This is a genomic window from Roseateles sp. GW835-FHT13E02 (assembly GCF_058794035.1).
The window spans coordinates 202,002-215,665 of record NZ_JBXAGJ010000004.1 but is presented as its reverse complement, the minus strand read 5'-3'; the positions used below and the strand labels follow the sequence as shown (position 1 = coordinate 215,665).

Here is a 13,664-nt window from a genome sequence, read left to right as displayed (position 1 = left end):
TGGAGAACCCACCATGAACTTCCGCAGCACCGTTTGGGCCACCGCCACCGCCCTGAGCCTGGGCGCCAGCGCCTCGCTGGCCCAGGCTAGCGAGGCGAGCCTGGCCACCGCCCCGGCTCTGAGCCTCAAGGTCTACAACGCCGACAGCCGCAGCTTCAACGTCAATTCGACCCTGATCTACGGCGAGAAAGAGGCCATGGTCATCGACGCCGGCTTCACCCGCGCCGACGCCCTGCGCATCGCCGCCCAGGTGCTGGACAGCGGCCGCACGCTGCGCACCATCTACGTCAGCCAGGCCGACCCGGACTACTACTTCGGCGTCGAGACCCTGAAGCAGATCTTTCCGCAGGCCGAGGTGCTGAGCACCCCCGCCGTGCTGGCCAAGCTGGCGCCCAAGATGGCCGGCAAGCTGGCCTTCTGGGGCCCCAAGATGGGCGCCAATGCGCCGAGCCAACCGGTGCTGCCGCGTGCCATCGAGGGCAACACCTTGACCTTGGACGGCCAGACCATCGAAATCCGCGGCACACAAGGCCTGCTGGCGCACCGCCCCTACGCCTGGATCCCGTCCATCAGGGCCATCGTCGGCAATATCGCCGTGGTCGGCCAGATGCATGTCTGGACGGCCGACACCCAAAGCGTCGCCGAGCGCGCCGCCTGGGTGGCCCAGCTGGACGAGATGGCCGCCCTGAAGCCGGCCCAGGTGGTGCCCGGTCATATGGCGGCCGGCACCCCGCTGGATGCCAGCGCCATCCGCTTCACCAAGGACTATCTGCTGAGCTTCGAGAAGAACCTGGCCGCCCACACCCAGAGCGCCGATCTGATCGCAGCCATGAAGAAGGCCTACCCCAACCTCAGCGAGGGCGCGCTGTCCCTGGACATCGGCGCCAAGGTCAATACCGGTGAAATGAAATGGTGAGCCGCGGCGCAGCCTCGGGCCTGAGCCTGCACTATCTGTTCGACCCCCTGTGCGGCTGGTGCTACGGCGCCGCGCCCCAGATCGAGCGCCTGGCTGCCTACCTGCAGGAGCAGCCCGGCCCCGGCCTGAGTTTGGCGCCCACGGGCCTGTTCAGCGGTGCCGGGGCGCGCCGCATGGACGCCGGCTTTGCCGACTACGCCTGGGCCAACGATGTGCGCATCGAGCAACTCACTGGCCAGCGCTTCAGCGAGCGCTACCGCCGGGAGGTGCTGGGCCAGATCGGCGCCAGCTTCGATGCCGGCCCGGCCTATCTGGCCCTGAGTGCCGTGGCCCTGACGGCGCCCGAGCGCGAGCTGGAGGCTTTGCGCCACATCCAGCAGGCCCGATATGTCGAGGGCCTGGACGTCACCGCGCGGCCGCCGCTGATCGACTTGCTGCACGCACAGGGCCTGCGCGCCGCGGCCGAGCGGCTGCAGGCGGCCGATGCCGAACTGCTGGCGCTGGAGGCGCAGCGCCGCGCGCAGAGCCAGGCCCTGATGCGCGAGCTGGGCTTGCACGGCGTGCCGGCCCTGGTGTGCGAAACGCCGGAGGGTCGCCGCGTGATCCGCGGCCAGGCGCTGTACGGTGAGTTCTCGGAGCTGCTGGTCGAGCTGGGGTTGGCTCAGGCCTGACGGGCTTGCGCCGGGGAACGGGGTCAGGGAAAACGGGGTCAGGGAAAACGGGGTCAGTGCCAGCCGCGCGCCAGCTGCCCGAGGCGCGCCCGGCGCGGCAGCTCGGAGCTGCGGTGCCGGTAGGGGTTGCGCTCGTGGGCGTGGCGCTGGCGCTCGCTGAGCCGGCTCAGGGCGACCCGCCCTTCCCAGCCGCATTGCCGGTCGCGGCAGCGGTAGCGCCAGGATGGCACCAGCCAGCTCCAGATCCGGTCCAGGGTGCGGCGGCTGACACGGTGCACGCCGCTGTTGCAGCAAGGGCAGCGCCAGGCTTCGGTTTCGCAGGGAGCGAACTGGGTGTCTGAGCTGAACGAGAGCTTCATGGTGCTGCTTTCCTGGACGGTGTGTCTGCGCGAGGGGAGGGGCCGTGCCTGGAGGCCATGCCCGTGCTGACGATGGAGGCAACGATAGTCCGCGCGGCTCATGCGGTCTGTGCGTTTCGTCACAGATGCCATGCGGCCTTTTCCCATGCGCCACCGGGCCTCAGCGCGCTTTGCTGCGGCTTTTGACCCCGGTCACAAGTCCGCTCTGGCTTTGGCGTATCGTGCCGGCATGAAGGAAAAGTCACGCAGCGAGGCGCCGGGTTCTTTTCGCGGCAACAAGGCCAGCCTGCCGTCCAAGCCCTGCCTGGCCTGCGGCCGGCCCATGAGCTGGCGCCGCAGCTGGGCCAAGAACTGGGCCGAGGTCAAGTACTGTTCCGAGCGCTGCCGACGCAGCCCCGCCAAAGCGGGCTGAGTCAGGCGGCCAGCCCGAGCGAAAGGCGCGTTCACCATGTCCCGCTTGTTCCAGAAGCTCCCAGGTTTTCACAAGGCCGCGCCCGGCCTGGAGCAGCGCATCTGGCGCCGCCTGCCGGCCCTGCTGTTCTGGGGCACGGCTCTGCCACTGCTGGCCCTGGGCGCTTTGTGGCTGGCCACCTGGTCCTCGGTCGATGCGCCGGCGGGCCCGGCCGAGCGGGCTCTGGGCCTGTGGATGTACGGCCTGCTGGGCTGGCTGTTGCTGCACTGGAGCTTGTGGATGGCTGTGGCCACCGGCTGCTTTGTCGTGCGGGTGATGAAGGGGCCGGCCTATGTGGCCGATGCCTACCCCTTGCCGGACGCCGCGGCCTCCGCTCCTGTCGCCGCGCCAGCGAAGGACTGACTCCCGGGCGGCGAGAATGCCGCCCATGCAAGCGCTTCTCCACGCCATCGCCCAGATGGCTTCTCTGCCCAGCGAGGCCCAACGCCTCTTCCATGGCCGCGGCGGCCTGTTCCCCGGATGCGAGCAATGGTCGCTCGATGCCTTTCCGCCCGTCTTTGTGCTGACCAGTTTCGCGCCGGCCGGTGAGGACCAGCTGGCCGCCGTGCATGAGGCCCTGGCCCGACGCCTGGCCGAGATCGCGCCCGGGCAGGCGCTGAACTGGGTCTACCAATGCCGGGCAGAGGGCCAGCTGGAAACCCGGCTGATGGCCGGCCAGGTGCCCGAGCCCCATGTGGTCAGCGAAGGCGGCTTGCGCTACCTGGTCCATGTGCTCAAGGGCCAGAACCACGGCCTGTTTCTGGACATGGCCGAGGGCCGGCGCTGGTTGGCCGAGCAGGTGGCCGCACAGCCTCAGCCCGAGCGCCTCAAGGTGCTCAATCTGTTTGCCTACACCTGTGCCTTCTCGGTGGTGGCCTTGCGTGCCGGGGCCGGCCAGGTGATCAATGTGGACATGAGCGACGGTGCCCTGGCCACCGGCCGGCGCAACCATGCGCTCAACGGCCTCAGCAGCGGCGCCAGCTTTCTGGCCCACGACATCTTCAACTCCTGGGGCAAGATCGGCCGCGCCGGCCCGTATCCGCTGATCATCCTGGACCCGCCCAGCTACCAAAAAGGCAGCTTCGTGGCCACCAAGGACTACGCCCGCCTGATGCACCGCCTGCCCGATCTGCTCACGCCTGGGGGCCAGGTCTTGCTCTGCCTGAACACGCCCAAGCTGGGCATGGCTTTTTTGCAGGATCAGATGGCCGAGCTGGCGCCGGACCTGCGCTTTCTGCGCCGGCTTGAGAATCCGCCCGCTTTTGCCGATATCTCGGACGAGCGGGCGCTCAAGGTGCTGGTCTACCAGGCGCCGGCCTGACACCTGCCGCTGCTACCATCGCCGCGCCCATCCTGACCGAACCGGCCCGTCTCCCGGGTTCCTTGATCTTGCCAGCCTTGCTTTCCTGTCCGCGCCGGCTTCGGCCCGCGCTTCTTGTGGCCTCGCCCTGCGAGCCCCTGTGTTGTGTGGGCGCCTGCGCCTCGAGCCGCCTCGGGGGGCGTGGCGCGCTGGCGCTGTGCCTGACGGTATGAGGGGCAAAGACAGCCTGCAGGGCGAAACGCCCAGCCTGGCCGCGCGCCTGACTGCGATCAAGCGCACGTTTCTGGAGCGCCTGTGGGGCGGCCTGCTGGTGATCGCCGGCATCGGCATGCCGTTGTCGGTGATGCGCAGCCTGGGCACGGGCTGGTTGCCGGTCTACTGGCTGCACATCCTGCTCGGTGCCTGCGTGCTGGCTGTGTATTACTGGCGCAAACGGCTGTCTGAAACCGCCTTGTCGGGCCTGTTCATCGGCCTGTGCTGGGTGGTGGGGGTGTCGGGGGTGTTCAGCTTCGGCATTGCCGCGTCCAGCATCTTCTGGCTGGTGCTGAGCTGCCTGATCGCCGGCATCGTTCACTCGGTGCGCATCACCTTGTTGCTGGCTTTCAGCTTGGTGTTGGTGCTGTCGGTGGCGGGTGCCGGCCATGTCGGCGGCTGGTTGCAAGCGTCCATCAATCTGGAGCGCTACCAAACCCTGCCATCGGCCTGGCTGAGCTTGATCTTCGTCAGTCTGATCTTTGTGTACTTCATCATCCGCGCGGTCGGGGCGCAGAACGCCGCCCTGCTCGATCTGCTGGGGGAGCTGGAGGCGCAGCGTCAGGTGATCGAACGCAGCGCCACACATGACCAGCTGACCGGTCTGCCCTCGATGCGCCTGGTCGAAGACCGCATCGGCGTGGCCATGCACCAGGCGCGGCGCAGCGGCGGCAAACTGGCCGTGCTGTTCGTCGACCTGGATGGTTTCAAGGCCATCAACGACAACCACGGCCACCCGGTCGGCGACCAGGTGCTGCGCGAAGTGGCGCAGCGCATGCGTGCCTGCCTGCGGGCCCAGGACACGGTGGCGCGCATCGGTGGCGATGAGTTCCTGGTCATCCTGCCGGCCATGAGCGAGCTGGGCGCGGCGGCCAAGGTGGCGCAGAGCCTGATCGCGGCCGTGTCCCAGCCTTGCCCGATCGAAGGCCGGGTGCTGCAGGTGGGCGCCAGCGTGGGCATTGCCGGCTTCCCCGACGATGCCGACAGCGGCGCCGAGCTGCGCCGCAAGGCCGATGCCGCCATGTACCGCGCCAAACGGGAAGGCAAGGGGCGCTATCGGTTTTTCTCGCAAGGCTAGCCGCCGGTCTACACGGATTGCACACGACGTGAATCCTCGGCACCACAGCCCGGTTTTTCCTTGGGATTGGATCCTCGCCTGCTCGTATAGTTGAACGAGCCTCAGCCCAACTTGCTTGAGAGGATGCCCTGCATGCCCCTGCTCCGCGCCCTTGCGAATGGCTCCCGCTCCGCGGTGCCCCTTGTTCCGAAGGCGGAGCGGCGCCAGAGTCTGCGATGGGCCGGCGCTGCGGTGTTGGCTGGAAGCTTGGGCCTGCCTTTGAGCGCCTGCCGCGCGCCGCAGCCGCCGCTGCGGGTGGGCAGCATCGTCTTCCCAGGCTATGAGCTCTTGTTTCTGGCACGCGAGATGGGGCTGCTGGACGAGCGCCTGCTGCGTCTGGTGGAGCTGCGCTCCAACACCGATGTCTTGCGCGCCCTGGCCACGGGTCAGTTGGAGGCCGCCGCACTGACCCTCGATGAGCTGCTCACGGCACGCGCCGATGGTGTCGATCTGCGTGTGGCTCTCGTGCTGGATCAGTCGGCCGGGGTTGACGTGCTCATGGTCCGGCCCGGTGTCGATCAGCTCAGCGCCTTGAAGGGTCTGCGCATCGGCGTGGAAGACAGCGCCACGGGGGCGGTGATGCTGGGCGCTGTGCTGGATGCCGCGCGGCTGCGCATCGACCAGGTGCACAAGGTGAGCATGACGCTGGGCCGCAGTGTTGATGTGTACCTCAGCGGTGCGGTCGATGCGGTGATCAGTGCCGAACCCTGGGCCACGCGTCTGGAGCAGTTGGGGGCCCTGCGCCTGTTTGACAGCAGTGCCATTCCCGGGCGCATCATCGATGTCCTGGCAGCGAAGGGCGCTGTGTTTGAACAGAACGGTCAGGCCTTGCGCCGCTTGATCGACGCGCATTTCGCGGCGCTGGCGTTTTTCCGCAAGGAACCGGCGCGGGCCTTTCCCCTGCTGGCCGCGCGGCTGCAGTTGCCGCCGGAACAGGTGAGCAGTGCCTATCGTGGCATGCAGTTGCCTGATCTGGTCGAGAACCGTCGCCTGCTCAGTGCAGGCGGCTTGGTGCAACAGGCGGGACGCAGCCTGATGACGGTGATGCAGCAGCAGGGTTTGCTGGCCAAACCACTCGACCTGCAGTCCTTGGTGGATCTGCGAGGCTTGCCGGCGTCATGACCCGGCTCAGCAGCTCTTTGCGTATCACGCTGCCGCTGGCGGTGCTGGTGGTCTTGGTGCTGGCGCTGGTGCTGGCCTTTGCCGATGCGGTTTTGCGCGGGCGCGAAGCGGCGCTGGAGCGGGCTCGGCAGGATGCCATCCAGCGGGCCGAGGCTTTGGCCCGTGCGGCTGAACAAGACTGGATCGATCGACCCGACCATGTGGCCTCCGATCTGTCCGTGGAGTCGGCAGAGCCGCGCATCGCGCAGTTGGCTCTGGTCGATGCCTCCGGCATGGTTCGCCTGGCTCATCGTCTGGCTTGGCAAGACCGGCCGGCCAGCCAGACCTTGCCCGGCTTTGACGCAGTTCGCTTTCAGCGTGTGGTGGACAGCCGTCGGCCTGATCTGGCCGTGTCGGCGGATGGTTTGCGGGTGTCGGTCATGCAGCCCTTTGCTTCGGGGCGTGACGCGAACCAGTTGCGCGATCTCGGCCGTGGCGTGATCTGGCTGGAGTATCAGCTCAGCCATGAGTACGCCCACATGAAGTACCAGGCCATGCGGCGCTTCTGGCCGCAGCTGGGCGTGTCGGTCGGCTTGATGCTGCTGTTGGCCTGGCTCCTGCACCGACGTGTGATTCAGCCTTTGGCGCGCCTGGAAGAGGCGGCATTGCAGTTTTCGGAGAGTGGTGACATCAAACAGCCGGTGCCGGAAGCTGGCTCGCGCGAGGTCATGCGTCTGGCTCAGAGTTTCAACACCATGACCGAGCGCATCCGCGAGGCGCGACAGGAACTGGAAGACGGTCGTGCTCGCCTTGCAGCCATCTTCAACACGGCCATGGATGCCATCATCACGGTGGACGCCGAGCATCGCATCACCTTGTGCAATGCGGCTGCTGCACGGCTGTTTCGCTGCGAGGAGCATGAGCTGATCGGTCTCGCGATTGATGAGCTCTTGCCAGAGCGGTTCCGTGCGGGCCACGGCGCGCAGATGGATGCCTTTGCCATCAGTGGCCAGAGTGCGCGAGCGATGGGTCGATTGACGGTGGTCTACGGCCGGCGATTCGATGGCCAGGAGTTCCCGGCAGACGCTTCGATTTCTCACATGACCGTCAAGGGTGAACGCTTGTTCACTGTCATCTTGCGTGATGTCACCGAGCGGCAGCAGGCTGAAGATGAGATTCGCGCGTTCAACACCGAGCTGGAAGGCCTGGTCGCGCAGCGCACGGCCCGGTTGCAAGAGACTGCAGCCGCGCTGGAGGCAGAGCAGAGCCGGCTGCGCCTGGCATCGCAGGAGCTGGAGGCCATTTTCGAAACCGCCTCGGTCGGCATCGTGCTGGTCAGCGAGCGCCGCATGCTGCGCTGCAACCGGCGTTTTGAAGAGATCTTCGCATGGGAGCCGGGCGAACTGATCGGTCAGTCCACACGCGCGCTCTATGCCAGCGAGGACGATTTTGAACACAGTGGTCGCGAGGTCTATCAGGCCCTGGCCGCGGACAGCTTGCATCACTACGAGATACAGATGGTGCGCAAGGACGGGCAGCTGTTCTGGGCTCGCATCGCCGGCAAGCGCTTCAGTCTGGGTGATGGCCGTGAGGGCGTGCTGGCCATCTTCGAAGATGTCAGCGCCGAACATGCCAGTGCCGAGGCCCTGCGTCAGGCCAAGGAGCAAGCCGAGCTGGCCAACAGCGCCAAGAGCACTTTCCTGGCCAATATGAGCCACGAAATCCGCACACCGATGAATGCCATCATCGGCATGACCCATCTGGTGCTCAAGACCGAGCTGGACAGCAAGCAGCGAGACTATCTGGGCAAGATCCAGTTGTCGTCCCACCACTTGCTGGGCATCCTCAATGACATCCTCGATTACTCCAAGATCGAGGCCAACAAGCTCAACCTGGAGCGCATCGAGTTCCAGCTCAGCGCGGTGCTCAGCAACTTTGCCAATCTGATCGCCGAGAAGGCGGCGAACAAGGGGCTGGAGCTGATCTTCGATGTCGCCCGCGACGTGCCCGATCAGCTGGTCGGCGACCCCTTGCGCCTGGGTCAGGTGCTGATCAATTACGGCAACAACGCCGTCAAGTTCACGGCGCAGGGCGAGGTGGCCGTGCAGGTGCGCAAGCTGCGCGAGAGCAGTGACGAGGTGTTGCTGAGGTTCGAGGTTCGCGACACCGGAATTGGCATGACCCCGGCGCAGATCGGAGGCTTGTTCCAGAGCTTCCAGCAGGCCGACAGTTCGATCAGTCGGCAGTTCGGAGGTACCGGCCTGGGCCTGGCCATCGTGCGCAAGCTGGTAGACATGATGGGCGGCGAGGTCGGCGTTGAGAGTGAACCCGGCCAGGGCTCAACTTTCTGGTTCACCACGGTGCTGGGCAAGGGCCAGCAAGCCTTGCCGCTGGAGGCCTCGCCCGTCGATCTGCAGGGGCGGCGCGTTCTGGTGGTGGATGACAACGACAGTGCCCGCACGGTGCTTCGAGAGGTCTTGGATGGTTTTGGTCTGCAGGTGGACGCCGTAGCCAGCGGTGGCGAGGCCTTGGCGGCAGTGGCGGCGGCCGAAGACCAGGCGCAGCCGTACGAAGTGGTCATGCTGGACTGGCAGATGCCCGGGCTCGATGGCCTGGAGACCGGACGCCGCATGCGGGCCGAGCAGCGCGGCAGGGCGCCGCATCTGATGCTGGTCACCGGCTTTGGCCGCGAGGAGGTGTTGCAGCAGGCGCGCAAGGAGCGCTTCGATGCCGTGATCGTCAAGCCCATCAATGCATCGGTGCTGCTCGACAACCTGATGTTGCTGCTCAGTGGTGGCGAGCGTAAATCGGTCGAGCGCAGCGCGGGCTGGAGCGAAAGCCCGGCGGCAGCCCGCCTGGCTGAGCTGCGCGGCGCGCGGGTGCTGCTGGTGGATGACAACGAAATCAATCTTCAGATTGCTGCCGAGCTGTTGCGCGAGGCTGGCCTGGAGGTCGATTGCTGCGACGATGGTGAGCAGGCCTTGCAGGCGCTTCAAGCCCAGACGTATGCGCTGGTGTTGATGGACATGAATATGCCGCGCCTGGATGGGCCCGAGGCCACGCGGGCGCTGCGCGCCATGCCCGGCCTGGCCGATCTGCCCGTGGTGGCGATGACGGCCAACGTCATGGCTGCGGACCGTCAGACCTGCCTCGACGCGGGCATGAATGATTTTCTGGCCAAGCCGGTCGAGCCGGATCTGCTGTACCAAATGGTGGCCCGCTGGATTCAGCCGGGAGGACGCGGAACCGCCCAATCGCAGCCCCATGACGCGCCGCCGCAGCAGCGGCTGGCAGAGCCGGATCCGCTTGATCTGCAGGCCTTGCGCGCCGTGCATGGCTTGCAGGCCGCCTTGGGCTTGAGCCGCACGGGTCAGAAGCTGGCGCTGTACCAATCGCTGCTGGCGAAGTTTGTGCAAGGGCAGGGCAAGGCGCCGGCCGAGATCCGGCGGCAGCTGCAGGCCGCCGACGGCCAGTCGGCGCGCATGCTGGCCCACACCCTCAAGGGCGTGGCCGGCAACTTGGGTGCGGTCGACGTGCAGCAGCGTGCCGAGCTGCTGGAGCATGCGCTGCGCCAACGCGAGGAGATGGACCTGTCCCGTGACGCTGAGCTGCAAGCCCTGTTGCTCGCTCTGGAGCAGGGCATGGAGCAACTCCTGGAGGGTTTGCAGGCGGCCATGCCCAGTCTGCGGACGAGCGCCAGTGCGCCTGTGACGCAGAGCACCGACGGGCCGGGCCTGAGTCAAGGCCAGTTGCATGAGCTGCGGGCCCACGGCCCCGTGTTGCTGCAACAGTTGCAGGATGGTGACCCCGAGGCGCTGGCCTTGCTGGCCGAATACGACACTTTGTGGCAGGCGGCTCTGGGCGCAGGCTTCGAGGTTTTCGCGCGCGAATTGCGGCAGTTCAACTTCGATCGGGTGGCGCCCATCTTGCAAGCGCTGTTGCAGCGGTATGGCCTGCTTGGTGGCAGAGCGGCTGACCCCGCTGCTTGAAGCAAGACTGCAGGTCGCAAGTCGGATCAGGAAGGGCTCTCAGCGTGATCAGCATTCCCACCCTCCCCAAAGCCACGATCCTGGTTGTGGACGACACGCCTGACAACCTGGAGCTGATGTTCGGTCTGCTCAAGGACGAGTACCGCGTGACCGTGGCCAACAGTGGCGAGCGCTGCCTGCATCTGACCCAGGGCGCGCAACTGCCAGATCTGATCCTGCTCGATGTGATGATGCCCGGTATGGACGGCTACGAGGTCTGCCGTCGCCTCAAGGCCGAACCACGTTCGGCCGCCATTCCGGTGATCTTCCTGACTGCCAAGACCGAGGTGGATGACGAGACCCAGGGCCTGTCGCTGGGCGCAGTGGACTACATCACCAAGCCCATCAGCCCGCCCATCGTCCGCGCTCGCATCCGCACGCACCTGGCGCTCAAGGCGGCCACTGATTTTTTACGCAACCAGAGCGACTATTTGGCCGCCGAGGTGTCGCGCCGCACCCAGGAGATCGAGGCTTTGCAGGACGTCGTGGTGCTGGCCATGGCCTCGCTCGGCGAAACGCGTGACAACGAAACCGGCAACCACCTGCGCCGCACCCAGCACTATGTGCAATGCCTTGCGCGGCAACTGCAGACCCACCCGCGCTTTGCCGCCCTGTTGACGCCGGAAAACATCCACCTGCTGTTCAAGTCGGCACCCATGCACGACATCGGCAAGGTCGGCATTCCGGACCGCATCCTGCTCAAGCCGGGCAAGCTCAACGAGGCCGAGTTCGAGATCATGAAGACCCACACCACCCTGGGTTTCGAAGCGATCGCCCGGGCTGAGCAGGGACTGGGCCATGAGGCGCCGTTCCTGCGCTTCGCCAAGGAGATTGCGCTTTCGCATCAGGAGAAATGGGACGGCAGCGGCTATCCCCAGGGCCTGAGCGGCGAGGCCATTCCCACCTCGGCCCGGCTGATGGCCCTGGCCGATGTCTACGACGCCTTGATCAGCCGCCGCGTCTACAAGCCAGCCTTCAGCCACGAGACCGCACTGAGCATCATTGCCGAGGGCCGCGGCCGCCATTTCGACCCCGATGTGGTGGACGCCTTCATGGCGGTGCAGGAGGAATTCCGCCATATCGCTGCGCGCTATGCGGATCCGGAGGCCGAGGAGGGGGGCTGAGGCGCAGCCAAGGCCTCGCGGGCCGGCTTACACTGGGCGCATGAACACCGTTTTCTGGCGCGCCGTTGTCGCCGCACTGCTGGCCCTGGCCTTGCCCTTGCAAGCGCTGGCGGGCCTGAGCCAGTGCGGCATGGCGGCCTTGCCCATGACGGTGGCGGTGGTCACGGAAGCCCCGTCCATGAAGGCCGCATCGGAGGCCGTGCCTCCCTGTCACGAGATGGCACCGGCCGAAGAGGCCGGGGTTCATGACGGCGCCTCTGCGGACGCGAACTCAGGCTCGGACACCGGCTGCAGCGCCTGCGCGGCGTCCGCCTGCTGCCACGCGCCGGCCCTCTTGCCCAGCCTGCCCAGCTTGCGCCTGCCGGCCCTGGCCTCGATGCCCGTGAGTGCGCCCGCGGCGGCACGTGAGCGCATGTTGACCGGCGGCCTCGACCGCCCGCCCCGGCTCGCCTGAATCTGTTTCGGCCGCTGCCGCCCGCCTGACGCTGTGCCTGGATGCCGCGTCGCGGGACCGGCAGCACTGTTCGTTTCGATTCGATTCACGCTGCGAGACCTGTCGCATGAAACCCTTTTTGTTTGCCCCGCTGGCCGGCTTGCTGCTGGCCGCGTTCTCGCCCGCCCAGCCCGCCCTGGCTGCAGATCGCGCTGCAGATCGGGCTGCCGATCTGCTGGCGCCCTTGAACCCGCAGGCCGCTGTGCCGCCGCTGGTCTACCGCCCCGTGCTGCCGCCGGCGCGCGCGCTCGACGAGCCCAGCGCCGGTGACTGGCCCGCCCTCAACGAACAGGTGCGCCGCGTCGGCGGCTGGCGTGCCTATGCCCGGCAGGGCTTGCCGCCCGCGGCAACCGTGGCCCCGCCAGCAGCCGCCAGCGCTGCTGCCTCCGCGGGAGCCCGACCATGAGGCCCCCTCGCTTCTCCGGTGGCCTGCTGCTGGCCGCCGCGGCCGCCCTGAGCGGCTGCGCAAGCCTGGACCCCGAGGCCGCCTACGCCCCTTTGCGCGAGCTGGCCCAGCAGCAGAGCGGCCAGCCCTTGCAGCTCACCCGCGCCGCGGCCGACCAGGCCCGTGTCGATGCCCAGGTCGAGGTCTTGCTGGCCGCGCCGCTGACCATGGACGCCGCGGTGCAGCTCGCCTTGCTCAACAACCGCGGCCTGCAAGCCAGCTTGCAGGAGCTGGGCCTGGGTGAGGCCGAACGCGCCCAGGCCGGGCGGCTGGCCAATCCGGGCTTCAGCATCGCCCGCCTGCGCCGCGGCGATGAGCGTGAACGCGAGCTGGGCCTGGGCCTGAACCTGGGCCAGCTGCTGGCGCTGCCGCAGGTGCGCGAGATCGAGGCCCGGCGCTTGCGCGCCCTGCAGCAGCGCACCGGCCTGGCCCTGCTGGCGCTGGCGGCCGACACCCGCCGCGCCTGGGTGAGCGCGGTGGCGGCCGAGCAGGCCCTGCGCTACCAGCGCGATGTGCTGGAGGCCGCCGAGGCCGGCGCCGAGCTGGGCCGTCGCATGGTCGGTGCCGGCAACTGGAACCGCCTGCAGCTGGCGCGTGAGCAAGGCTTTGCCGCCGAGGCCGCCCTGGGCCTGGCCCGGGCCGAGCAGCAGCGCCTGCAGCAGCGCGAGCGCCTGGCCCGCCTGCTGGGCCTGTGGGGCGAGCCGCTGGCGCGCCTGCGTCTGCCCACGCAACTGCCCGATCTGCCGGATGGCTTGCCCGAACGGGCCGGGCTGGAGCAGCAGGCGCTGGCCCAGCGCCTCGATGTGCAGGCCGCGCGTGCCCAGACCGAGGCCACGGCGCGCAGCCTGGGCCTGAGCCGCATCAGCCACTTCATCAATGCGCTGGAATTGGGCGTCATGCGCAGCAGCAGCAACGAAGCTCCGCTGCAAACCGGCACGGAGCTGCACTTCGAGATCCCGCTCTTCGACTGGGGTGAGGCCCGCCAGGCGCATGCCGAAGCGTTGTACCTACAAAGCGTGCACCAGGCGGCGCAGACCGCCATCCAGGCCCGCTCCGAAGTGCGCGAGGCCGAGCTGCTCTGGCGCAGCAGCTACGACATCGCGCGCCACCACCGCGACGAGCTGCTGCCGATCGTGCGCCGCATCTCGGAGGAAAACCTGCTGCGCTACAACGGCATGTTCATCAGCGTCTTCGAGCTGCTGGCCGACGCGCGGGCGCAGATTGCGGCCGTCAATGCCGCGCTGGCGGCCCAGCGTGATTTCTGGCTGGCACAGGCGGCGCTGGATCAGGCCTTGCTGGGCCCCAGCTCGGCCGTGGCCGTGGGCGAAAGCCCTGTGTCCAGCGGCCTCGCGCCTGCTGCGCACTGAGCCTGCCCCGTCCATCCTT

13 protein-coding genes are annotated in these 13,664 nt (G+C 67.6%); 12 read left to right on the top strand and 1 reads right to left on the bottom strand.

The window, feature by feature from the left end; translation table 11 throughout:
• The first annotated feature begins 13 nt into the window (after positions 1-13).
• Both AC1Q6P_RS05880 and AC1Q6P_RS05875 read left to right on the top strand, forming a co-directional pair.
• Positions 14-916, top strand: coding sequence for an MBL fold metallo-hydrolase (locus tag AC1Q6P_RS05880; RefSeq protein ID WP_492665764.1), 903 nt, complete (start codon positions 14-16; stop codon positions 914-916).
• Complete coding sequence (locus tag AC1Q6P_RS05875) at positions 910-1,587, top strand: DsbA family protein (protein ID WP_492703089.1); 678 nt, start codon at positions 910-912, stop codon at positions 1,585-1,587. Before AC1Q6P_RS05880 ends, AC1Q6P_RS05875 begins: the two co-directional genes overlap by 7 nt.
• A gap of 53 nt (positions 1,588-1,640) precedes the next feature.
• On the opposite strand, the gene AC1Q6P_RS05870 is transcribed toward AC1Q6P_RS05875, so the two are convergent.
• Positions 1,641-1,946 carry a hypothetical protein gene (locus AC1Q6P_RS05870; protein ID WP_492665762.1) on the bottom strand — a complete coding sequence of 102 codons (306 nt, stop codon included), beginning with the start codon at positions 1,944-1,946 and terminating at the stop codon, positions 1,641-1,643.
• Between the two features lie 229 nt (positions 1,947-2,175).
• Here AC1Q6P_RS05870 and AC1Q6P_RS05865 point away from each other — a divergent pair, with 229 nt between their 5' ends.
• From AC1Q6P_RS05865 to AC1Q6P_RS05820, 10 genes are all read left to right on the top strand, one after another.
• Complete coding sequence (locus AC1Q6P_RS05865; RefSeq protein WP_171827384.1) at positions 2,176-2,358, top strand: DUF2256 domain-containing protein; 183 nt, start codon at positions 2,176-2,178, stop codon at positions 2,356-2,358.
• Positions 2,359-2,394: 36 nt separating this feature from the next.
• Complete coding sequence (locus AC1Q6P_RS05860; protein ID WP_492665761.1) at positions 2,395-2,760, top strand: hypothetical protein; 366 nt, start codon at positions 2,395-2,397, stop codon at positions 2,758-2,760.
• A 25-nt stretch (positions 2,761-2,785) separates the two neighbouring features.
• Positions 2,786-3,718 carry a class I SAM-dependent methyltransferase gene (locus tag AC1Q6P_RS05855; RefSeq protein ID WP_492665760.1) on the top strand — a complete coding sequence of 311 codons (933 nt, stop codon included), beginning with the start codon at positions 2,786-2,788 and terminating at the stop codon, positions 3,716-3,718.
• 208 nt (positions 3,719-3,926) lie between these two features.
• Positions 3,927-5,048 (top strand): diguanylate cyclase domain-containing protein, encoded by a 1,122-nt coding sequence (locus tag AC1Q6P_RS05850; protein ID WP_492665759.1) that lies wholly within the window; start codon positions 3,927-3,929, stop codon positions 5,046-5,048.
• Positions 5,049-5,282: 234 nt separating this feature from the next.
• Entirely contained in the window at positions 5,283-6,209 is a 927-nt protein-coding gene (locus tag AC1Q6P_RS05845) for an ABC transporter substrate-binding protein (protein WP_492665758.1), read from the top strand.
• 17 nt (positions 6,210-6,226) lie between these two features.
• Positions 6,227-10,177: a response regulator gene (locus tag AC1Q6P_RS05840; RefSeq protein WP_492703087.1), complete on the top strand. Its 3,951-nt coding sequence runs from the start codon at positions 6,227-6,229 to the stop codon at positions 10,175-10,177.
• Positions 10,178-10,221: 44 nt separating this feature from the next.
• The gene (locus AC1Q6P_RS05835; protein WP_492665756.1) at positions 10,222-11,340 is read left to right on the top strand and encodes a response regulator; all 1,119 of its coding nucleotides are present in this window, start codon (positions 10,222-10,224) and stop codon (positions 11,338-11,340) included.
• Positions 11,341-11,380: 40 nt separating this feature from the next.
• Positions 11,381-11,794 carry a hypothetical protein gene (locus tag AC1Q6P_RS05830; RefSeq protein ID WP_492665755.1) on the top strand — a complete coding sequence of 138 codons (414 nt, stop codon included), beginning with the start codon at positions 11,381-11,383 and terminating at the stop codon, positions 11,792-11,794.
• 106 nt (positions 11,795-11,900) lie between these two features.
• Positions 11,901-12,239 carry a hypothetical protein gene (locus AC1Q6P_RS05825; protein WP_492665754.1) on the top strand — a complete coding sequence of 113 codons (339 nt, stop codon included), beginning with the start codon at positions 11,901-11,903 and terminating at the stop codon, positions 12,237-12,239.
• A complete protein-coding gene (locus AC1Q6P_RS05820) occupies positions 12,236-13,645 on the top strand; it encodes a TolC family protein (RefSeq protein ID WP_492665753.1) in 1,410 nt (469 codons plus the stop codon). Before AC1Q6P_RS05825 ends, AC1Q6P_RS05820 begins: the two co-directional genes overlap by 4 nt.
• The last annotated feature ends 19 nt before the right edge of the window (positions 13,646-13,664 follow it).

What these genes read in the sequence shown, in the direction of transcription:
- AC1Q6P_RS05820 (WP_492665753.1), top strand. Translation starts at nt 12,236, where the DNA reads ATGAGGCCCCCTCGCTTCTCCGGTGGCCTGCTGCTGGCCGCCGCGGCC.
- AC1Q6P_RS05855 (WP_492665760.1), top strand. Translation starts at nt 2,786, where the DNA reads ATGCAAGCGCTTCTCCACGCCATCGCCCAGATGGCTTCTCTGCCCAGC.
- AC1Q6P_RS05875 (WP_492703089.1), top strand. Translation starts at nt 910, where the DNA reads ATGGTGAGCCGCGGCGCAGCCTCGGGCCTGAGCCTGCACTATCTGTTC.
- AC1Q6P_RS05850 (WP_492665759.1), top strand. Translation starts at nt 3,927, where the DNA reads ATGAGGGGCAAAGACAGCCTGCAGGGCGAAACGCCCAGCCTGGCCGCG.
- AC1Q6P_RS05880 (WP_492665764.1), top strand. Translation starts at nt 14, where the DNA reads ATGAACTTCCGCAGCACCGTTTGGGCCACCGCCACCGCCCTGAGCCTG.
- AC1Q6P_RS05830 (WP_492665755.1), top strand. Translation starts at nt 11,381, where the DNA reads ATGAACACCGTTTTCTGGCGCGCCGTTGTCGCCGCACTGCTGGCCCTG.
- AC1Q6P_RS05870 (WP_492665762.1), bottom strand. Translation starts at nt 1,946, where the DNA reads ATGAAGCTCTCGTTCAGCTCAGACACCCAGTTCGCTCCCTGCGAAACC.
- AC1Q6P_RS05860 (WP_492665761.1), top strand. Translation starts at nt 2,395, where the DNA reads ATGTCCCGCTTGTTCCAGAAGCTCCCAGGTTTTCACAAGGCCGCGCCC.
- AC1Q6P_RS05865 (WP_171827384.1), top strand. Translation starts at nt 2,176, where the DNA reads ATGAAGGAAAAGTCACGCAGCGAGGCGCCGGGTTCTTTTCGCGGCAAC.
- AC1Q6P_RS05825 (WP_492665754.1), top strand. Translation starts at nt 11,901, where the DNA reads ATGAAACCCTTTTTGTTTGCCCCGCTGGCCGGCTTGCTGCTGGCCGCG.